The following is a 21,374-nucleotide window of genomic DNA, read 5'->3' on the forward strand; positions in this document are numbered from 1 at the left end:
CTCTAACCTTAATTATTATTCTTAACATCTAAAGAGAACATCTCTAATTTCCACTGCTTAGAGCTTCTCTGCAGAGTGACGTATTCTGGATCGATGTTCTTAACTCGGTACCCTCTGATCGTTTCCCCTTGTCCGAGAATCTGACCATTCAGAATCACATAGCAAGGTGTATCTCCCTTGCATACAATGCTTTCTAAGGACGGTAAGCGATAACGAGTTGGCGCTTTCTTAGCTGACGTTGCTTTTTGTTGGGGTGAAAGCCAACCTAATGGTGCAGTGGGGTCTTGCTCAGCCCACACCGCGGAACTGCCAAACAGCAGAAACAACAAAAGAGTTCTAACCACCGATAAACTCCTGTCTAGTACCTAGTGTGTATACCTCGAACACCAGTCGAGCTTTAGGATATTCTTCTACTGAGTATTCAAATGTACGCCAGTAGTAGCTAACAGGCAAAGATTCAAGCGCTTGAAGATAAGCTGAAATATCAAAGTAACTACCCGTCAATTCCATTCTCACAGGGTGAAGAAAGTAGCCAGAATATTCACTGGTCTCTTTATTATTCGAAATCGCTTCCGGTTTTAACGACTCTAGCGACTCTAGCTTTAGACCATTACCGGCATTAAGAACACTCTCCAATAATTGCGACATTTGAGAAGGCGTAATCAACCCATCGACAATCTCTGAAAGTTGCAAAGAAAGGTCTTGGCTCTCTCGCATGAGTTTCTTGTATTCGAGGTTAATTTCTTTATCTGGGTCTTTATTTAACTTAGCTTGCAGAACAAGTAATTCACCCTGCTGCCTTTGATTCGATTGAGTCAAGCTCGTGGTCTTGGCATTTTTCGCTTGTAAGTCGAGATACGCGGGCTCAACCAATAAGGTGAATAACAGCATGGACAGGCCAACAAAACCACACACGAAAAGTAGCCATTTTTCTCTTTGGCTTAATGCGAGAAACTTATCGCTAAGCTGGTTCCACTGTTGCATTATTTACTCTCCCTGCGAGTACTTAATTCAAACGTCACCACGTCCTGGTCATTACGACCAATTTTAAGTTTTTCAAAAGCACGTCCGACTAAATTAAGCTCACTTTTAAACTGACCAATCCAGTTCGGAACGACATTTGCGTTACGAGCCAAACCACTAAGATCTAAAGTATCATGGGTCATGTAGATGTGCGAAAGAGAGATGTCATTTCGGCCTAATTTAGCTAAGGAATTCATGACGCCAGAATACCCGACTTGTTGGGATTCGTCGTATTGTCCGACCGCCTTCAAAGCCTCTTTTTTAGCCTCAGTCTCACGTTTGAGACGCGCAACAGCAGCCACTTTCTCTGGAGACGGTTTATGCTGAGTTAACTTACTATTCAATTGGTTAACTTGCTTGTTAAGTTGATTGGAGTCTTGTTGCAGAGCTGTTAATTCTTTATCTAGATTAGAAACTTGATACTGCATCGCGAAGTAACCACCAAGCAATAAAACACAAACTAGTCCCCAACTCGCAACAACATTGGTAAGCGTAAAATATTCTTTTTTAGGCTTAAGATGTTCAGGATAAAGGTTGACATTAAAAGTATCTTTTTCAGCTGCGAGTTTAACCAACAAACTCTCTGAATTATCACGCTCACCTTCTACCAACAATGAAACTGTCGAGCTCAATGTACTATTTAAGGCGCTTTGTAATTCAGCCTCATCTTCCTCATCACAGCAGATTTTCAGCTGGTGAAGTTGAGTGCCTTTAATTTGCGAAGAAAGGTAATCTATCGAACGTTGGAGTTCTAAAGCAAGGCCATCCAACTGCAGAGCACTTGATGCTACGCCAGTTAAAGGTGGAACAACACTTCGAATCGTTCTTTGAAAACAAACGGTATTTTCAACAAACGCACCCAACTTAAAGTGTGAATTTGAGCTGCGCTGTAAAAGGATGAAGTTAGACAACTCGCCAGCACTGTAACCCCAGACTTCATCTTCAGGAGCTACTCCAACTAATTCGATCTGAACCGAGTTGGCAATATTTAGAAGCTTATCTAACAGCTTTTTAGGCAAGACATACACTTGCAGCTTGTTCGACGTCGGAAGCGCGACCGCACTCGCCGTGATCTCAGTCACTCTTTCAGAGACGAGATCTTTGAGTAAAAATGGCAACGCAACCGACCATTCACTCTCTGGAATGTCCGGTTTATCAAGTTGATAAGTCTGGTAGTAGTTAGCACAGACAACCAACTGGAGACGATTACTGGTAAACGCCTCACTGCTAAGCGATTTTTTTAGCGCACTCTCCCAGTCCCCATTAACCACGGGAATGCTGGTTACTTGAGGTTCTTGTTCTGTCGATGAAATATAAATGGCATCATTGCCCAGCAGGACAACTTGCGAGCTACCTTTATTATTCGTTGGCTTTATCTTGTCTAAAATCGCTTTAAAATTCATTCTTAACTACTACTCTTACGCCATCGATTTCTTCGTCCAACTTTTACAACAGATTCCGCTTTTGCAGCCTTTTCAACGTGATTAGGCAAAGGGATAATTTGTTGTTCTTCGTCGAAATATCTCCCTTGATAGCCGTTAATGCCTAACTCTATCAAGGTATTCTTTTCTTGTTTTGTCTCGACTCCAACAGCAATAACTTGAGTTGAAGAATCACCGCATGCCCCAATTAAGCTTCGAACAAACAGCTGATTCTCATGCCTTTGATCAATTTTCTTTATTAGGCTTCGATGAAGCTTAATATAATTAACCTTCAAGTCCTTTATATAGTGAGTGCTAACAATCGTTCGCCCCGCTTGACCAACCACAACTTTACACCCTAAACCTCGCAGCATCTTTGCCACCGGTCTCATATAATCAAGATGAGCAATCAAGTGTCCTTCCGGAAACTCAAAAGCAAGCTGAGAGCGGTGCTGAGCAGAGAGTTGTAACAACTCACTCCTAAACCACTTAAAATGCTGTTTATTAGCAAATGGGGTAACATTCAGATTCACTGAATAATTGATAGATTGAGTTGATTCTTTAAGCGAACGCAACAAAACCTTCAAAACAGATTGATCCATTTGAGCTTGATAACCCACTTGCTCTACTGCAGGCATAAATCGAGACGATTTCAATAAACCCTTGTCAGGGTCCTGAATTCTAGTAAATATTTCTCTATGTAATTCATTAGCTTGACCAGATTCCGGCATAAGATAACACCGCTGAGCAAAGATTACTAAATTTTCAGGAAGCAGAGCTTTATCAAGTAAGGTTCTCCAACGAACACTGCCTCTATCCAACTCATTCTTATTCTGTTTCGGGTAACGGCTCCAGTTATTTATACGCTCCAACTGGGCACTCTTTAATGCTGTTTCCGTTTCATCCATGATCTGACTGTGGCGCTCACCTTCGGTATACATAGTCACACCGATATGACACCAGTTATCAGGTTCCAAAGGCTCTGGCGGGTTTAATTTATCTAACTGCCTTAGACACTGAGCTGCCAAAGTCGCAATATCTTTTGCACCCTGGTGAGGGATAAATACAGCAAAGTCCGCGTCGTAATAGCGAGAAAAAATGACATCGGGATAACGCTGAACGATATTCGATAAGACTTCACCCACTTCAATAATAAAGCCGTCAGTAGTTTGCTTGTCGTTAGCATCACGAACTTGTTCCCATTCGTCGATACGTATCAGTAACACACCACCTCGAGCACCACTTTCATGCAGTACCGATTCCAGTTTATTATCAAATAAAACTCGGTTTGCCGTGCCCGTGAGTTTATCTAGGAAGGTATGGGTACGAATAAAGGTATCAAAGCGACTTCGCTCTTGACGAGCGTCTTGCAACTCTTCAATCAATACATCTAAGGCTTCACTTGCAGTATAAGGCCATTCACGCTCATCCCCCTTTGCGTGAGGTTCAACCTGCCCAGCAAGGATCATTCTTCCTCGCTCTTCTAAGATCTCAGACCCCATGAGTTGCTCTTTCAACCAACGAACACCGCGAGCCAGACAGAACAAGACCAATGCGACAGCCAAAGTAATTGACCACATCGCTTCCATTGAGTAGTTGTAGCCAATATAAGGAGGAAGCGCTTTAAATTCGATTCGGTAGCCTTCATTACGCTCTAAAATAAAGCTTTTTTCATAAAGACGATTGGGATCTATCTGTGGGGAGGTATCTTTGAAACGATAAACGATACCGGTCTTGTTCGAGAGTTTCATCTCAACAATATTGCTCGCTTGCAACATCTTAGGCATCCAGCGCTGCATTGAATACGCGGCGTCTGGATCTTCCATCTCTTTATCTACAACCTCGACAATACCAACCAAATAGTGATCTAAATACTCCTGCCCAATGCGTTTAAAGGAGAGTGTGCCACCAATAAAAAGGATGAACATTGCACTGATAACTATCACGGTGACAAATGCGACCAATCGGGTGCTCAATTTTAGTGTCGGGGTATATCTCATGAATAACGAAATCCTTTTCAACTCACATTATACCGTATTGCTACTTATACTATAAATTGACGTTGTAAATAAAGCGTTAAGAATTGTAGGTAACAAAAAGCCGCGATAAACGCGGCTTTTTCCAATTTAATACTGTCTTTATAATATATTAAAAACAGAGCTTAAAATGGGATGTCATCATCAAAATCCATTGGCGGCTCATTATATTGAGGTTGAGCCTGCTGAGGAGCTTGTTGAGGTGCTTTCGGCTGCTGTTGAGCTGGAGCACTGTATTGTTGTTGCTGTTGTTGTGGCTGCTGTGGCTGACCCCAACCACCTTGCTGTTGGTTGTTACCCATGCCACCTTGAGCAGGAGCACCGCCTTGAGCACGGCCGCCAAGCATTTGCATCACACCATTGAAGCCTTGAACAACCACTTCAGTTGTGTAGCGATCTTGACCGCTTTGATCTTGCCATTTACGCGTTTGAAGTTGACCTTCAATGTAAACTTGAGAACCTTTACGTAGGTACTCACCAGCAACTTCCGCAAGCTTGCCAAACAGAGCAACACGGTGCCATTCTGTTTTTTCGCGCTGCTCGCCAGTTGCTTTATCACGCCATGACTCTGACGTTGCAATGGTAATGTTCGCTACTGCGCCGCCATTTGGCATGTAACGAATTTCAGGGTCATTACCTAGGTTACCCACTAATATAACTTTGTTAACTCCACGGCTAGCCATGATTTGCTCCGTCTAAATTCATAGTCTCAGAAAATTTTTAGCGCACAAGAATAGCACGCTTTTCTGCTGTGATAAATCGCTTCCTATTCTCACTCCACTACAAAGAATAAAAACGTAACAAATCATGATATTCAGAGCGATGTTGCTTTTTTCTCCACTTACAAACCACTCATTTACTTCGCAGATTGATATTCAACGCAAGTCATAAACAAGGTGCTAGAGAAGCGAAAGCGTGCATGACAACGTGAAATCTCATGTTACTAGAACACGGAGTTTCAATGAGAAAGTCTCGATATGCTCGCACTTTACACTTTATGTGCATCGATCCAAGCGACACCTACCTACACGTAAAAGAGATAGAAAAGCACTTATCTATTATCCTTTATAAGATGACACCGGACGATTTAATGCTTGTTGATAGAAAACAGAGTAACCGGATCTTGCTCGTCGATTACAGAGAGGTACCACAACTACTGATTATTTGCCCTAACCTGACTGTTATGTGGAAAAATCACGAAATCATTTTATTCAATGTCCCCCAGCAACTTCCAACCTCAGAGCTGCTTACCTATGGGGTACTAAAAGGACTCTTTTACAACACTGAACAAAAGGACAAGATTGCTCGTGGTCTTCAAGAAGTCATTGATGGCGATAACTGGCTGCCAAGGAAGGTAACCAATCAACTGTTGTTTTATTATCGTAATATGGTCAATACCAACACGACACCAACCAATGTTGATTTAACCATTCGTGAGATCCAAGTGATTCGCTGCCTTCAATCAGGGTCATCAAACACACAAATCGCCGATGACTTGTTTATTAGTGAGTTCACGGTTAAATCTCACCTTTATCAAATATTCCGGAAGTTGGCAGTCAAAAATAGGGTTCAAGCCATTGCTTGGGCAAACCAGAACCTACTTGCATAATCGATCCGCCTCTTAGTCTGACGATAATTTTGAGGGAAGCTCTAGTAAACCATGGCTATTGTTGCTGAATTTTCGACATAACTTGTGCTAGAGTTGCCCTCAGAAATATCAACCACTCAGGTTGAATCAATAATTATTATAGATAAAGGGTCTTATCATGATCAAAAAGTGCCTTTTCCCGGCTGCTGGCTACGGTACACGTTTTTTACCAGCTACTAAGTCAATGCCGAAAGAAATGATGCCTGTAGTAAACAAACCTCTGATTGAATACGGTGTAGAGGAAGCTATCGAAGCTGGTATGGATGGAATGTGTATCGTCACTGGTCGTGGTAAGCATTCATTGATGGACCACTTTGATAAGAACTACGAGCTTGAGCACCAAATTAGCGGCACCAACAAAGAAGACCTTCTAATTAATATCCGTGAAACGATTGAAGCGGCAAACTTCACCTACATTCGCCAACGTGAGATGAAAGGTTTAGGTCACGCTATCTTAACGGGTCGCGAACTCGTTGGTGATGAACCGTTCGCTGTTGTACTTGCCGATGACCTTTGTGTTAACGAGCAACAAGGTGTATTAGCTCAAATGGTTGCTCTGTACAAACAGTTCCGCTGTTCTATCGTTGCAGTTCAAGAAGTACCAGAAGAAGAGACACACAAGTACGGTGTTATCTCTGGCGAAATGATTAAAGACGATCTTTTCCGTGTTGATGACATGGTAGAGAAGCCAGAACAAGGTACTGCTCCAAGCAACCTAGCGATCATTGGTCGTTATATTCTGACTCCGGATATCTTTGAACTTATCGAACAGACTGAACCAGGTAAAGGCGGCGAGATCCAGATTACTGATGCATTGCTAAAACAAGCAAAAGCGGGCTGTGTATTAGCTTACAAATTTAAAGGCCAACGTTTTGACTGTGGTAGTGTTGAAGGTTATATCGAAGCAACAAACTACTGCTTTGAAAACCTATACAAAAAAGACCAAAAGCAAATCGAGTTAGGTAAACACTCGACCAAGAAAGAAGCATAACGCCCGGTTAATAACTAGCGTTTCGAATTGTAAAAGGGTGACTCTGTGAGTCGCCCTTTTTTGTTTTACTGTTTTTTTATCCAGTAAAACTTTGCACAAATCTCACTCTATGTAATACTTTAGCCACTTAAAATTACATGGTCTATTGAGATGGATAAAATAGAAATCAGAGGCGCTCGTACGCATAACCTCAAAGACGTCAACCTAACCATACCTCGTGATAAGCTGACGGTTATCACAGGATTATCAGGTTCAGGAAAGTCGTCACTTGCGTTTGATACTCTCTACGCAGAAGGTCAACGTCGTTATGTTGAGTCTTTGTCGGCTTACGCTCGTCAATTTCTATCTCTTATGGAAAAGCCTGATGTCGACCACATTGAAGGCTTGTCTCCTGCGATCTCAATAGAACAAAAATCGACGTCACATAACCCTCGTTCAACCGTCGGTACTATTACTGAAGTCTATGACTACCTTAGATTACTGTACGCGCGAGTTGGCGAACCTCGCTGTCCAGATCACAATATCCCCCTCGCGGCGCAAACTATCAGCCAAATGGTCGATAAAGTATTAGAACTGCCTGAAGGCTCAAAGATGATGTTAATGGCACCGATCGTCAAAGAGCGCAAAGGCGAACATGTTAAAACACTGGAAAACTTAGCTGCGCAAGGCTTTATCCGTGCGCGCATTGATGGTGAAACCTGTGACCTATCCGATCCACCAGCACTTGAACTTCATAAAAAGCACACCATTGAAGTCGTGGTAGACCGATTCAAGGTTCGTCCTGATCTTCAACAGCGTTTAGCCGAGTCATTCGAGACCACATTAGAGCTATCTGGTGGTATCGCTGTCGTCGGTTGGATGGACGAAACAGATCAAGAAGAAATCGTATTTTCTGCTAATTTCGCTTGTCCAAAGTGTGGCTACAGCATGCAAGAGCTTGAGCCTCGCCTATTCTCTTTCAATAATCCAGCAGGGGCATGCGGTACTTGTGATGGCCTTGGGGTTCAGCAGTATTTTGATCCAAGCCGAGTGATCTTAAATGAGAACCTCAGCATAGCTGAAGGTGCAATCAAAGGTTGGGATCAAAAGAACTACTACTATTTCCAGATGCTAACGTCGTTATCAGAGCATTATGGTTTTGATCTATATGCGCCATTTAATTCTCTACCGAAAAAGACTCAAGAGATCATTCTAAAAGGATCAGGTCGTACTGAAGTAGAATTCAAGTACATCAATGACCGAGGTGATATTCGAGTTAAGCGTCATCCATTCGAGGGGATTTTAAATACCTTAGAGCGCCGTTATCGTGATACTGAATCTAGCGCGGTGCGTGAAGATCTCGCCAAGTACATTTCAACCAAGTCTTGTTCAAGCTGTGATGGCACTCGCTTAAGATTAGAAGCTCGAAATGTTTTCATTGGTGATACAACACTGCCGGAAATCGTTGAACTGAGCATTGCTGACGCACTACAATTTTTCCAAGAATTGAAGTTAGACGGTCAGCGTGGGCAGATCGCAGATAAAGTGATGAAAGAGATCAATGATCGTCTACATTTCTTAGTCAACGTAGGTTTGAACTACCTTAACCTATCACGCAGTGCTGAAACGCTGTCTGGTGGTGAGGCGCAACGTATTCGCTTGGCGAGTCAAATCGGTGCCGGTTTAGTTGGCGTTATGTATGTACTGGATGAGCCATCAATTGGACTCCACCAGCGCGATAATGAACGTCTACTGCAAACCTTAATTCACCTCAGGGACTTAGGTAATACCGTGCTAGTCGTGGAGCATGACGAAGATGCAATTCGTTGTGCTGACCATGTTATCGATATCGGTCCAGGGGCGGGGGTGCATGGTGGACACGTGGTAGCAGAAGGCACCATGCAAGACATCATCGACAACCCGAACTCTTTGACAGGCCAATACCTAAGCGGTGCTAAAGAAATTGCAGTGCCAGAAAAGAGAACGCCTATCGACAAGAAAAAGGTTGTCGAGATCGTTGGCGCAACAGGGAACAACCTAAAGAATGTCACTGCGACAATTCCTGTTGGCTTGTTCAGTTGTATTACAGGTGTATCAGGTTCGGGTAAATCAACACTTATCAACGATACCTTCTTTAAAGTCGCCCACACTCAATTAAACGGTGCCACGACTGCAGTTCCAGCACCGCACAAAAAGATTAAAGGGTTGGAGCATTTTGATAAGGTAATCGACATAGATCAAAGCCCTATTGGCCGAACTCCAAGATCAAACCCTGCAACTTATACAGGAATTTTCACCCCTATCCGTGAGCTATTCGCAGGCACTCAGGAATCACGATCTCGTGGTTATAAACCAGGTCGATTCAGCTTTAACGTTCGTGGTGGTCGTTGTGAGGCTTGTCAGGGCGATGGCGTAATCAAGGTAGAGATGCACTTCTTACCCGATGTCTATGTGCCTTGTGATGTGTGTAAAGGTAAACGCTATAACCGTGAAACTCTAGAAGTTCGCTACAAAGGCAAAACCATTGACGAAGTTCTTGAGATGACCGTAGAAGATGCGCGTGAGTTCTTCAATCCAGTACCAGTGATTGCACGTAAACTGCAAACACTCATGGATGTGGGTCTCTCTTACATTCGCTTAGGGCAAGCAGCAACAACCTTGTCTGGTGGTGAAGCCCAGCGTGTTAAATTGGCACGAGAGCTATCGAAACGAGACACAGGAAAAACCTTGTACATTCTCGATGAGCCAACAACAGGTCTTCATTTCCACGATATCCAACAACTGTTAACGGTATTACATAGACTGCGCGATCACGGTAATACCGTTGTAGTGATTGAACACAACTTAGATGTAGTTAAAACAGCAGACTGGATCCTCGATCTTGGCCCTGAAGGTGGTCAAGGTGGTGGTGAGATTGTTGCAGAAGGTACACCTGAAGATGTGGCTTTAGTCGAAGGTTCACACACCGCTCGCTTCCTTAAGCCTATGTTAAATTTGAAGTAGGTGTAAAATAGCGCCCTGCGAGCAGACAGAAAAATGTTAAAGTAACAGAGCTTGTTTCAGAAGGAACAAGCTCTGTTTTTATAAGGTTAGGGATTTATGGCAACAATACACACTAGCGGTACCCAGCTAGAAAATCAGGTCACTCAGCTACCACTCAATAAAGCATTTCTGGCTTCTTTAGCTGTTGTATTCTTGCTAGCCATGCATTTTTTTATGCCGAATCCTGGAGGGTCTGGGCTTGCGTTATCATTTAACCCAACAACTTGGCTGGCGCTAAGCTTCACGCTAGCAATTGGCTTTTACCAACTCGCTACCAACCGAGTACTTAAGTATTCCAAGTTAACGATTGGCTTGTTGATAAGCTGTATCATACTCACGCTACCCATTTTGTACAGCAATGCCGCACCTCAAGGAGCATCAGGACGCTTGCTTGGATTGTGGGCAGGCTTTGCATTATTTGTCGTGCTGCAACAATTTAAGTTCAGCAATAAACACAAGCAGCGCATGTTATGGTTCATTGTGCTTGCTGTTGTTATACAAGCACTATTTGGCTATGTGCAATATTTCTTGTTAGAACCTGGCAACCTATTTGGTTACAACACTGCTGCAAACCGACCATATGGGATATTCCAACAACCGAATGTAATGGCCAGCTTTTTAGCTACGGGTTTTGTGCTGTCCGCTTACCTTTTGGCAAGACAGCCCGCTAAATATAATCACAAAATTAGCGAGTCATTCTTACTATACCTAACCCCAACCTTAACCGTACCATTGCTGATCATCATCGCATCACGTACCGGATGGTTAGCGGCACTCATCGGCTTTGTGTGTATTCTTCCTTACCTATATAAATTTTCGACCAAGAAACGCTTCTATGGATGGTGCGCATCAGTTGTTGTAGGTATTGTGGTTGCGTTTACTGTCATAAACCTTAGCGCTACAGATAGCATAGCGAGTAAGAAAGCGAACCTAGAAAGCCCTCGCGCTTACACCTTCCCTCAAACACTAGACATGTTGGTAGAGAAACCATTTACTGGTTACGGCTACGGGAAATTTGAATCAGAGTACACCCTTTATACCGCTCGTCAGCACCAACTCAATTCAAACTATCATCCAGGTCTTCCTTCAATGGATCACCCCCACAATGAGTTTCTGTTTTGGGGGGTAGAAGGGGGAATTGTACCAATCATCGGGATCTTGATTGCTGCAATATTGGTTATGTCACGTATAGCAAGTTCTGCAAAGGGAACGCGTCTAGCCCTGCTCGCTTTATTCATCCCAATTCTTTTGCACTCTCAGCTTGAGTATCCTTTTTATCACTCGGCGATTCACTGGATAACATTCATTATATTGATTTACTGGGTCGATCAGCGCTCTTCCCGACATTATCAACAGCCGTTCAGTATCATCAGCAAGACCCTGTTTAGAGTGTCGAGCTTAGTAATACCTATCTTAGTCAGTTTTTATATGTTGAGCGCCCTGCATACCAACTATGTACTGACTAAGTTTGAACTTTCTAAACCGAAGAACCCAGACATTCTTAAGCAGGTAACGAACCCTGTGGTGTGGAAAGATCGCTACGATTGGGATATATACAGCACCTACCTAAACATTGGTCTTTATAAAGGTGACCCTAGCCTTATTCAGCCCTACGTTGATTGGTCACTAGAGATCATAAAGAGTAAACCAAGACCAGCGTTCTACAGTAACCTGATCCTTGCTTACCAAGGTTTAGGGGAAGAAAGCAAAGCGGAACAAATCCGTAGTGAAGCAAAGTTTTTATTTCCAGACAGAGACTTTTCACAGGTTCAATACAAGAAAATATCTCAAGCAGAAAACAATGTCTCATCGGCAGAGTAGCCAAGGACTAAAGAGATGTAACTATTGCATCTTATTTTTAGAACAAACACAAAAAAGCGCACGAGGATCGTGCGCTTTTCTTTGAAACGAGTCTAGTTCGATTATTTAAGTACATCTTGCAGCGCTTTAAGACACAGCGCGACATTCTCTTTGCGAGCACCGTAGCCCATCAAGCCGATACGCCATGCCTTACCAGCCAAAGAACCAAGCCCAGCACCAATCTCAAGGTTATACTCTTCTAAAAGCTGCGTTCTGATCTTAGCCTCATCAATGCCTTCAGGGAAATAAAGTGCGTTCAGCTGCGGCAAGCGGCTCTCTTCATCGACCACAAACCTTAACCCTAATGCTTCTACACCTTCTTTAAGCTCTTGGTGCATAGCATGATGACGAGACCACGCATTATCTAGGCCTTCATTTTTCAATAGAACGAGAGACTCGTGCAGTGCATAAAGGCTATTTACGGGTGCGGTATGGTGGTAGCTGCGCTTACCTTCACCGCTCCAGTAACCTAATACTAGGCTTTGATCTAAGAACCAACTTTGCACTGGCGCTTGGCGGGCTTTCATTTTATCAACGGCACGCTGAGAGAAAGTCACCGGAGATAGACCCGGCACACAAGACAAACACTTTTGACTTCCAGAATAAACCGCATCAAGCTGCCACTCATCAACCAGCAATGGCACACCACCTAGTGATGTCACTGCGTCAACAATCGTTAACGCATCAAACTGACGAGCGATAGCTGAGATAGCTTGAGCATCAGATAGCGCTCCGGTTGATGTCTCTGCATGAACAAAAGCCACAGCAACAGCATCGGGATTGTCTGTCAATGCTTGCTCGACCTTTTCAACTGAGACGGGCTTGCCCCACTCGTCGTCAACAAGGATGGCTTCGCCACCACAACGCACCACGTTTTCTCGCATACGCTCACCGAAGACACCGTTACGACAAACGATCACCTTTTCACCAGGCTCAATCAAGTTAACAAAACAGGTCTCCATACCCGCACTTCCCGGAGCAGAAACGGCAATCGTAAATTCGTTTTCCGTCTGAAAAGCGTATTTAAGAAGCTGTTTAAGCTCATCGATCATCGCAATAAACAGTGGATCTAGATGACCTATGGTTGGGCGACTCAAAGCCTGCAGCACTTGAGGCGAGATATCAGAAGGACCCGGTCCCATTAACGTTCGGTGTGGTGGATAAAAGCTATCGATAGCAGTAGTGAGTGTTAAATTAGACATGTACATCCCTTACGTTAATGTTGTGAACAATCCACCCTAAAGCAAATTGATTACCTCAGCAATTAGCCATAAGTATTGAGGTCAAACCACTGTCACATAATTGTTAAAATTATTTTTCAATTATCTCAAGTTACCAATTGACATTGTTACCGCAAACACGTTCAATGAAATGGCTATCTAGCAGAAGAGGAGCACTGCCCAGGCAGATGTTTTGTGGAACCGCATTTCCAATACAAAACATTTATGGGGAGCAGTGCCGAGATAATAAAAGGATGCAGGACCTTTATTATCGGTTGAGCGGGCTGAATCCCGTCAACTGTCGCCATTTCTATATGGTGAAGAGCTTCTGAGGTTACTATTCTAATAATTCCTCTCTTTTTGCTCTAAAACTCTCTTCGAAAAACATCGGACGTTGGATTACCCAACAGTAATTTTATTTTAGGAAGTCGTGGGAGATATATCGTGAGTGCATCTAATGTAGCTGGTTCTTTTAATGTCGCTAAGTTTGGCGGAACAAGTGTTGCCAACTTTGAAGCCATGAGCCGCTGTGCTGCCATTATTGAAAACAACTCAAATACGAAATTAGTCGTGAGTAGTGCATGTTCTGGTGTGACCAATTTGCTGGTTGAACTGGCGAATGGTGTTCAAGACAAAGCTCGTCGTCAGGAACTAATGACGCAATTAACGGACATTCATAATGCGATTCTTGACCAACTCGCAGACCCAATCAGCATCGAAAAAGAAGTTCACAGCATTCTTGATGACATTGCGAGCGCAGCAGAAGCCGCATCATTTCAAGCAAGTACTAAGCTGACTGATCACCTTGTAGCATGTGGCGAGTTGATGTCGACACACATCCTTGCTCAAATCCTTCGCGAGCGCGGAACACCTGCGGTTCGTTTCGATATCAGAGAAGTGATGCGCACCAATGATGATTTCGGAAAAGCAGAACCACAGCTAGAAGAGATTGCTGCTTTGGCAAAAGAGAAATTGATTCCACTGTGCCAACAACAAGTTGTCGTTACCCAAGGCTTTATCGGTGCTGATAGCGAAGGTAACACCACGACCCTAGGCCGCGGTGGCAGTGATTATTCAGCGGCACTGATTGCCGAGTCGGTACAAGCGATTGGCTTAGAGATCTGGACGGATGTTCCGGGTATCTATACTACCGATCCACGTATTGCTCCTAAGGCCTCTCCTATCCCAGAGATCAGCTTCAGCGAAGCATCGGAAATGGCAAACTTTGGCGCGAAGATCTTACACCCATCGACTCTAGTCCCGGCACTACGCCACCAAATTCCGGTATTTGTCGGCTCATCAAAAGCACCAGAGCTCGGTGGCACATGGATTCGTCAACAAGTTGAAAGCTCCCCTCTGTTCAGAGCGCTTGCCCTACGCTGCAACCAAACCATGGTTACGCTACGCAGCGCCAATATGTTCCATGCTTATGGCTTCCTCGCAAAAGTGTTCGAGATCCTCGCTAAGCATAAGATCTCTGTCGATCTTATCACTACCTCAGAGATCAGTGTCTCACTCACTCTCGATCAAACAGATACATCAGGTGGTGCTCCTCAGTTGCCAGAAGCCGCTCGCATTGAGCTTGAGGATCTGTGTTCTGTAGATATTGAACACGATCTATGCCTTGTTGCTCTTATTGGTAACAACATGAGTGAAAGCAAAGGCTATGCAAAGCAGGTCTTCGGCACTCTAGAAGATTTCAACCTACGTATGATTTGTTACGGAGCAAGCCCACACAACCTATGTTTCTTATTAGATGAACCTGTATCTAAACTGGCAATTCAAAAACTGCATCAAGAGCTATTTGAATAAGAAAGCGTTTAATAGGTTGGTTTGAATTAACCAAATCACAAATACAAAAAGGGTTGCTATTAAGCAACCCTTTCTCTTTTTACTTTACGAATCAAAGCCCGTCATAGATTCAAACTAGTTAATGTTTGGACCTAACCACTTCTCAGCTTCTAACATATCCCATCCTTTACGATCGGCATAGCTATCCACTTGATCCTGTTGAATCTGTGCAATAGCAAAGTATCGAGCATCAGGGTGTGAGAAGTACATACCAGACACAGAAGCACCAGGCCACATCGCATAGCTCGACGTTAAGGACATATCAATCGCTTTCTCAACATTCATTAACTCCCACAACGTACCTTTCTCGGTATGCTCTGGGCAAGCAGGGTAACCTGGAGCAGGGCGAATACCTTGGTATTTCTCACGAATCAAATCATCGTTCGATAAGTCTTCATCTGGCGAGTAACCCCAAATATCCTTTCTCACTTCTTTATGCAGGTACTCCGCGAACGCTTCAGCCAATCGATCAGCAACCGCTTGAATCATGATTGCATTGTAATCATCGCCTTTCGCTTTGTATTCATCAGCCAGCTCACGCTCACCAATACCACCCGTTACCGCAAAGCCACCAATCCAGTCCGCTTTACCACTTTCTTTTGGAGCAATGTAATCTGACAGGCAATAGTTAAAGCCTTTTGGTTTCTCTGTCTGTTGACGAAGGTTGTGTAGAACCTTTAGGACTTCGGTGCGAGATTCATCGGTATACACCTCAATATCATCACCAACACTGTTCGCTGGGAACATGGCACACATACCGCGAGCTTCAAGTAGTTTATCTTTCTCCACACGGTCTAACAGATCGTTAGCGTCTTTGAATAAACGTTGCGCTTCTTCGCCCACTTCTTCATGCTCAAGAATCGCAGGGTACTTACCAACTAAAGACCACGTCATGAAGAATGGCGTCCAATCGATGTACTGACGCAAAGTAGCCACATCAAAATCTTTGAAAATGTGCACTCCCGGCTTAGCCGGTGCCGGTGGTGTATAAGCATCCCAATCAATAGCCACTTTATTAGCACGAGCTTTTTCAAGTGTCACAGGCTTAGTGCGAGGCTTCTTACGATTATGTTGATCACGAACGCGATCATAATCAATATCCAACTTCTCAACGAAAGCAGGTTTCAATTCATCAGAAAGCAGTGACGTACATACACCCACAGCACGAGAGGCGTTGTTTACATAAACCACTGGCTCTGAGTAATTCTGTTCAATCTTAACAGCAGTGTGAGCTTTAGATGTGGTTGCACCACCAATCAAAAGAGGAAGCTTAAAGCCTTGTCTTTCCATCTCTTTGGCAACGTGCACCATTTCATCAAGAGATGGTGTGATCAAACCAGATAAGCCGATAATGTCGACGTTCTCTTCTTTCGCGACCTTAAGAATCTTTTCACAAGAAACCATCACACCTAAGTCGATAATTTCGTAGTTATTACACTGCAAAACCACACCAACGATATTCTTACCGATATCGTGTACGTCGCCTTTAACGGTCGCTAACAGAATCTTACCGTTAGTCGCACCCACTTCTTTGGATGCATTGATGAACGGTTCTAAGTGCGCAACAGCCTGCTTCATTACACGCGCAGACTTAACTACCTGTGGTAAGAACATCTTACCTTCACCAAATAGGTCACCAACAACGTTCATGCCGTCCATTAGAGGACCTTCAATCACCTCAATAGGACGAGAGGCATTAACACGAGCTTCTTCAGTGTCTTCAACTATAAAGTCTGTAATACCTTTAACCAAAGAGTGCTCTAAGCGCTTCTCTACAGGCCAAGTACGCCATTCTAGAGCTGACTTATCTTCAACTTTACCTACTGCTCGCTCTAGGTACTCAGTTGCCATATCAAGCAAACGTTCCGTCGAATCATCACGGCGGTTTAGTACTACATCTTCAACAGCATCACGCAGGTCTTCAGGAACATTATCGTAAATCTCCAGTTGACCAGCATTTACAATGCCCATATCCATACCATTTTTAAAACAGTGATATAGGAATACTGCGTGGATTGCCTCACGGACGTAGTTATTGCCGCGGAATGAGAACGACACGTTAGATACGCCACCAGAGATCATCGCATGAGGGAGATCGCGTTTGATGTCTCCCACTGCTTCAATGAAATCAACCGCATAGTTGTTATGTTCATCAATACCAGTAGCTACTGCAAAAATGTTCGGATCAAAAATAATGTCTTCAGGAGGGAAGCCAACTTCATCCACAAGAATGTTGTAGGCATTGGTACAGATCTCAACTTTACGCTCTCGAGTATCAGCCTGACCAACTTCATCAAAAGCCATCACAATAACGGCAGCACCATAGCGACGAACTAACTTGGCTTGCTCGACAAATTTCTCTTTGCCTTCTTTTAGAGAGATAGAGTTGACTATACCTTTCCCCTGAATACATTTCAGGCCAGCTTCGATAACTTCCCATTTTGAAGAATCGACCATTACTGGTACTTTTGAAATTTCTGGTTCAGAGGCACATAAATTAAGGAATTTAACCATACACGCTTCAGCGTCTAGCATCCCTTCATCCATGTTGATATCGATAATTTGAGCACCGTTCTCAACTTGCTCTCGAGCAACACTCAAGGCTTCGTCGTAAAGCTCTTCTTTAATCAGGCGCTTAAAGCGAGCTGAGCCCGTCACATTGGTACGCTCACCCACATTCACGAATAAAGATTCTTTAGCAATCGTCAGAGGCTCTAGCCCCGAAAGGCGACAAGAAACCGGTAAGTCTGGCAATTGACGCGGCGTTACACCTTCAACAGCCTCAGCCATTTGGCGGATATGCTCTGGAGTAGTACCACAACAACCACCAATTAGGTTCAAGAAACCACTTTCAGCCCATTCTTTAACGTGTTCGGCCATATCTTCAGGAGAAAGGTCATACTCACCAAATGCGTTAGGTAACCCCGCGTTAGGGTGAGCCGAAACATTGCATTCTGAGATGCGAGACATCTCACCAATATACTCACGCAGTTCGTCAGGGCCTAGAGCACAATTCAGTCCAAATGAGATAGGTTTAACATGACGAAGGGCATTATAGAATGCTTCTGTTGTCTGCCCTGAAAGCGTACGACCTGATGCATCAGTGATGGTACCGGAGATCATCACTGGAAGAGTAATACCCACTTCTTCAAAAACAGATTCAACGGCAAAAGCACACGCTTTCGCGTTCAACGTATCGAAGATAGTCTCGATAAGAATAAGATCTGAGCCACCCTTAATAAGCGCACGGGTCGATTCAGAATAGGCTTCAACCAATTCGTCAAAGCTAACATTACGGTACCCTGGATCATTTACATCAGGCGAGATAGAACAAGTTCGGTTGGTTGGGCCTAACACACCCGCAACAAAGCGAGGCTTGTCTGGAGTCTTTGCTGTCCACTCATCAGCCGCTTCACGAGCAAGCTTGGCAGCAGCAAAATTAATTTCGTCACTAAGGCTTTCCATATCATAGTCGGCCATAGCGATAGTTGTAGCGTTAAAGGTATTGGTTTCGAGGATGTCTGCCCCAGCTTCCAAGTATTCTGAATGGATATCTTTGATAAGCTTAGGCTGCGTAAGAACTAAAAGGTCATTGTTGCCTTTTAAGTCACTGTGCCAATCAGCAAAGCGTTCACCACGATAGTCTTGCTCTTCCAATTTATAATCCTGAATCATGGTACCCATACCACCATCAATCAGTAAAATTCGTTGCTTCAACAGAGCGTCAATCTTTTGCCTTACATTACTTCCCACGGTACAACCTCATTCCTTTAATTATCCCTCCATCCTATCACACATTAAAAAGGAGTCTAGACGTCTAAAAAAGGAAATTGATTACCGACTCATGACAAAAAAATGTTTGCTATTTGAGCATGAGACAACGAAAATTCATATTCATACTTTGTTACATATTGGAACCCCAATGTCGGTCTATTACACCTTATGCTTCTTGTCCGCTGCAGCCATGCTTATTGCTTTCGTGAATACCAAAATTGGTAAAATGCAGACAACCATCGCCATCACAGCTGGCTCAATGATGTTATCTCTATTGATTATCATTGCGGGACAAAACAATTGGTTCCAATTGGCTGACATCGCCTCAGAAACCGTTGCCAGTATCAACTTTGAAGATTTCTTACTTAAGGGAATCTTGGGGTTCTTGCTCTTTGCCGGTGGTTTGGGGATTAAATTACCAAACCTAAAAGACCAGAAGTGGGAAATAACAGTACTCGCATTAGGTGCAACGCTGTTTTCAACCTTCTTTATCGGTTTTGTACTGTACGGGTTCTGTCAGTTCATCGGTATTCAATTTGATCTAATTTACTGCCTACTGTTTGGCTCTCTAATCTCCCCAACCGATCCTATTGCCGTTTTAGCAATAGTAAAGAAGCTCGATGCGCCCAGAAGAATCTCTACTCAAATCGAAGGAGAATCTCTATTCAACGATGGTTTTGGCTTAGTGATCTTCGTAACCCTATTTACTATCGCATTCGGCACAGAAGCGCCAACCGTCGGTAGTGTGACCATGCTATTCGTTCAAGAGGCAATTGGCGGCATCGTCTACGGTTTTGTTTTAGGTCTTGTATTCCATTACCTAATCAGCAATACCGATGACCACTCGATGGAGTTGCTATTAACCATCGGCATCCCAACTGCTGGTTATGCGTTTGCTGAAGTTCTACATGTATCAGGTCCATTAGCGATGGTGGTATCAGGTATCATGATTGGTAACTGGACTCGCTTTATCGGATTCTCAAAAGAGAGTGAAGATCACCTAGATCATTTCTGGGAATTGATAGATGAATTCTTAAACGGCGTATTATTCTTGTTAATTGGTATGTCGATGCTGCTATTCAAATTCCACCAAGAAGACTGGATCTTAATGGCGTTCGCAGTCCCCCTTGTATTGAGTGCTCGCTACTTAAGTGTTTTCTTGTCTTACATTGGATTTAAACGTTTTAGAACTTACAACCCGTGGTCGATTAAGATTCTAACTTGGGGTGGTTTACGCGGTGGTTTAGCACTAGCCATGGCACTTTCAATCCCTTCAGGTATCTGGGTAATTGAAGACAAGGCAATAGATGTTAAAGAGATAATCCTTGTCATGACATATGCTGTTGTTGTGTTCTCTATTCTGATTCAAGGCTCAACAATCACTCCTATGATAGAGAAAGCAAAACAAGCAGAGAAAGAGCTAGATTAACATCTAGAAGATCAACCAAGGCCGTCTACTTTAGGTGGCCTTTTTTATACGTAATGAAAGTCAAACTCACCAATTCCCTCGCTGAAGAGTATACGTGGAACATAGAGCTTCTATCGATATTTGATACTGCTAGTATTTGAGTAAACAAAAACCTTAATGTGGGGGAGGACTAAATTTGGCCTGAACTCTTTCAGGAGCTTAAGTCATACAGAGAACTCGTTATTCTGCGCCCTCGCTAGTCTACCCAATAAACCACTTCCAAGATTATATAAGTATCAATCGAACGGCTTCACCTTGCACCTTGAAACACAAATAACGAGACTCAATGTCTCGCTAGAATAGCGTTAGTTATTAACTAGCAGAATTACAGAGCAAAATGAGTGTTGAGTAGATAGAGATAGCTAAAGGAGTACTTGGTGCTTCCCGCGTTACCTCTAATAAAGGCTCTAGCATTCCTGCCGGGACGCGCAGTCTAGAGCCTTAAATATGGCAGGGTTGGACTGGGCCGGCACTCCGGAGATTCGATCGGGCTGGCGATCCAACTCCCAACATTGCTTCGTAGAAGCAACAGATGCAAAAAAGCCTCAGCATTTCTGCTGAGGCTTCATATATGGCAGGGGTGGAGAGATTCGAACTCCCAACACGCGGATTTGGAATCCGCTGCTCTGCCAATTGGAGCTACACCCCTAAAACTTTCATTACTTCAGATTCGAAAAAACCTCGCACTAGGCGAGGTTATCGAATAAGTGGCGGAGTGGACGGGACTCGAACCCGCGACCCCCGGCGTGACAGGCCGGTATTCTAACCAACTGAACTACCACTCCGCAGTGGAATACTTGTCGTCGCTGACAAGTGTTCAAATTTAAAGCCTGGCGATGTCCTACTCTCACATGGGGAAGCCCCACACTACCATCGGCGCTATTGTGTTTCACTTCTGAGTTCGGCATGGAATCAGGTGGGTCCACAATGCTATGGTCGCCAAGCAAATTTTAAAATTCGGAAAGCTGCTTCTCTATTTAATAGAGCTATAAAAGTTTCTCTTCAAACTCATTCAAGGTCTGTCTTTGAGTCCACAAAACCCCTTGGGTGTTGTATGGTTA

13 protein-coding genes, 2 tRNA genes, 1 rRNA gene and 1 riboswitch are annotated in these 21,374 nt (G+C 43.7%); of the genes, 6 read left to right on the top strand and 10 right to left on the bottom strand.

Annotated features, from left to right (window positions below; all coding sequences use genetic code 11):
* Nucleotides 1-8: 8 nt before the first annotated feature.
* From L4C44_RS15905 to L4C44_RS15925, 5 genes are all read right to left on the bottom strand, one after another.
* Nucleotides 9-344 (bottom strand): MSHA biogenesis protein MshK, encoded by a 336-nt coding sequence (locus L4C44_RS15905; protein ID WP_285955113.1) that lies wholly within the window; start codon nt 342-344, stop codon nt 9-11.
* Nucleotides 337-984: a type IV pilus inner membrane component PilO gene (locus L4C44_RS15910; protein ID WP_285955112.1), complete on the bottom strand. Its 648-nt coding sequence runs from the start codon at nt 982-984 to the stop codon at nt 337-339. Before L4C44_RS15910 ends, L4C44_RS15905 begins: the two co-directional genes overlap by 8 nt.
* Nucleotides 984-2,426: an MSHA biogenesis protein MshI gene (locus L4C44_RS15915; protein ID WP_428805352.1), complete on the bottom strand. Its 1,443-nt coding sequence runs from the start codon at nt 2,424-2,426 to the stop codon at nt 984-986. Before L4C44_RS15915 ends, L4C44_RS15910 begins: the two co-directional genes overlap by 1 nt.
* A 2-nt stretch (nt 2,427-2,428) precedes the next feature.
* On the bottom strand, nt 2,429-4,444 hold the full coding sequence (csrD, locus tag L4C44_RS15920) for an RNase E specificity factor CsrD (protein ID WP_428805353.1): 2,016 nt from the start codon (nt 4,442-4,444) through the stop codon (nt 2,429-2,431).
* A gap of 161 nt (nt 4,445-4,605) precedes the next feature.
* Entirely contained in the window at nt 4,606-5,163 is a 558-nt protein-coding gene (locus tag L4C44_RS15925; RefSeq protein WP_017061342.1) for a single-stranded DNA-binding protein, read from the bottom strand.
* A gap of 278 nt (nt 5,164-5,441) precedes the next feature.
* Between L4C44_RS15925 and L4C44_RS15930 the strand changes: the two genes are divergently transcribed.
* The 4 genes from L4C44_RS15930 to L4C44_RS15945 all read left to right on the top strand — a co-directional run bounded on the left by L4C44_RS15930 (nt 5,442) and on the right by L4C44_RS15945 (nt 11,961).
* A complete protein-coding gene (locus L4C44_RS15930) occupies nt 5,442-6,089 on the top strand; it encodes a LuxR C-terminal-related transcriptional regulator (protein ID WP_060982966.1) in 648 nt (215 codons plus the stop codon).
* Nucleotides 6,090-6,246: 157 nt separating this feature from the next.
* Nucleotides 6,247-7,119: a UTP--glucose-1-phosphate uridylyltransferase GalU gene (galU, locus tag L4C44_RS15935; RefSeq protein WP_061019114.1), complete on the top strand. Its 873-nt coding sequence runs from the start codon at nt 6,247-6,249 to the stop codon at nt 7,117-7,119.
* A 150-nt stretch (nt 7,120-7,269) separates the two neighbouring features.
* Entirely contained in the window at nt 7,270-10,101 is a 2,832-nt protein-coding gene (uvrA, locus tag L4C44_RS15940) for an excinuclease ABC subunit UvrA (protein ID WP_428805354.1), read from the top strand.
* A 96-nt stretch (nt 10,102-10,197) separates the two neighbouring features.
* On the top strand, nt 10,198-11,961 hold the full coding sequence (locus L4C44_RS15945; protein WP_428805355.1) for a PglL family O-oligosaccharyltransferase: 1,764 nt from the start codon (nt 10,198-10,200) through the stop codon (nt 11,959-11,961).
* Nucleotides 11,962-12,062: 101 nt separating this feature from the next.
* On the opposite strand, the gene L4C44_RS15950 is transcribed toward L4C44_RS15945, so the two are convergent.
* Complete coding sequence (locus L4C44_RS15950; RefSeq protein ID WP_428805356.1) at nt 12,063-13,202, bottom strand: pyridoxal-phosphate-dependent aminotransferase family protein; 1,140 nt, start codon at nt 13,200-13,202, stop codon at nt 12,063-12,065.
* A 176-nt stretch (nt 13,203-13,378) separates the two neighbouring features.
* Nucleotides 13,379-13,556, top strand: a riboswitch (Lysine riboswitch).
* Between the two features lie 108 nt (nt 13,557-13,664).
* Between L4C44_RS15950 and lysC the strand changes: the two genes are divergently transcribed.
* Nucleotides 13,665-15,032: a lysine-sensitive aspartokinase 3 gene (gene lysC, locus L4C44_RS15955; protein WP_285955106.1), complete on the top strand. Its 1,368-nt coding sequence runs from the start codon at nt 13,665-13,667 to the stop codon at nt 15,030-15,032.
* Between the two features lie 114 nt (nt 15,033-15,146).
* Here the strand turns inward: lysC and metH are convergent, their stop codons facing one another.
* Nucleotides 15,147-18,824, bottom strand: a complete 3,678-nt coding sequence (gene metH, locus L4C44_RS15960) for a methionine synthase (protein ID WP_428805357.1) — start codon at nt 18,822-18,824, stop codon at nt 15,147-15,149.
* 169 nt (nt 18,825-18,993) lie between these two features.
* Between metH and L4C44_RS15965 the strand changes: the two genes are divergently transcribed.
* Nucleotides 18,994-20,274: a cation:proton antiporter gene (locus tag L4C44_RS15965; protein ID WP_285955104.1), complete on the top strand. Its 1,281-nt coding sequence runs from the start codon at nt 18,994-18,996 to the stop codon at nt 20,272-20,274.
* 611 nt (nt 20,275-20,885) lie between these two features.
* Here L4C44_RS15965 and L4C44_RS15970 read toward each other — a convergent pair.
* From L4C44_RS15970 to rrf, 3 genes are all read right to left on the bottom strand, one after another.
* Nucleotides 20,886-20,962, bottom strand: a tRNA-Trp gene (locus L4C44_RS15970).
* 59 nt (nt 20,963-21,021) lie between these two features.
* Nucleotides 21,022-21,098, bottom strand: a tRNA-Asp gene (locus tag L4C44_RS15975).
* 43 nt (nt 21,099-21,141) lie between these two features.
* Nucleotides 21,142-21,257, bottom strand: a 5S ribosomal RNA gene (rrf, locus tag L4C44_RS15980).
* Nucleotides 21,258-21,374: the final 117 nt, after the last annotated feature.

It is taken from the genome of Vibrio satsumensis, from assembly GCF_050337435.1.
GTDB classification, from domain to species: domain Bacteria; phylum Pseudomonadota; class Gammaproteobacteria; order Enterobacterales; family Vibrionaceae; genus Vibrio; species Vibrio satsumensis.

What these genes read in the sequence shown, in the direction of transcription:
- L4C44_RS15930 (WP_060982966.1), top strand. Translation starts at nt 5,442, where the DNA reads ATGAGAAAGTCTCGATATGCTCGCACTTTACACTTTATGTGCATCGAT.
- L4C44_RS15915 (WP_428805352.1), bottom strand. Translation starts at nt 2,426, where the DNA reads ATGAATTTTAAAGCGATTTTAGACAAGATAAAGCCAACGAATAATAAA.
- galU (WP_061019114.1), top strand. Translation starts at nt 6,247, where the DNA reads ATGATCAAAAAGTGCCTTTTCCCGGCTGCTGGCTACGGTACACGTTTT.
- L4C44_RS15910 (WP_285955112.1), bottom strand. Translation starts at nt 984, where the DNA reads ATGCAACAGTGGAACCAGCTTAGCGATAAGTTTCTCGCATTAAGCCAA.
- L4C44_RS15965 (WP_285955104.1), top strand. Translation starts at nt 18,994, where the DNA reads ATGTCGGTCTATTACACCTTATGCTTCTTGTCCGCTGCAGCCATGCTT.
- uvrA (WP_428805354.1), top strand. Translation starts at nt 7,270, where the DNA reads ATGGATAAAATAGAAATCAGAGGCGCTCGTACGCATAACCTCAAAGAC.
- L4C44_RS15950 (WP_428805356.1), bottom strand. Translation starts at nt 13,202, where the DNA reads ATGTCTAATTTAACACTCACTACTGCTATCGATAGCTTTTATCCACCA.
- csrD (WP_428805353.1), bottom strand. Translation starts at nt 4,444, where the DNA reads ATGAGATATACCCCGACACTAAAATTGAGCACCCGATTGGTCGCATTT.
- L4C44_RS15925 (WP_017061342.1), bottom strand. Translation starts at nt 5,163, where the DNA reads ATGGCTAGCCGTGGAGTTAACAAAGTTATATTAGTGGGTAACCTAGGT.
- L4C44_RS15945 (WP_428805355.1), top strand. Translation starts at nt 10,198, where the DNA reads ATGGCAACAATACACACTAGCGGTACCCAGCTAGAAAATCAGGTCACT.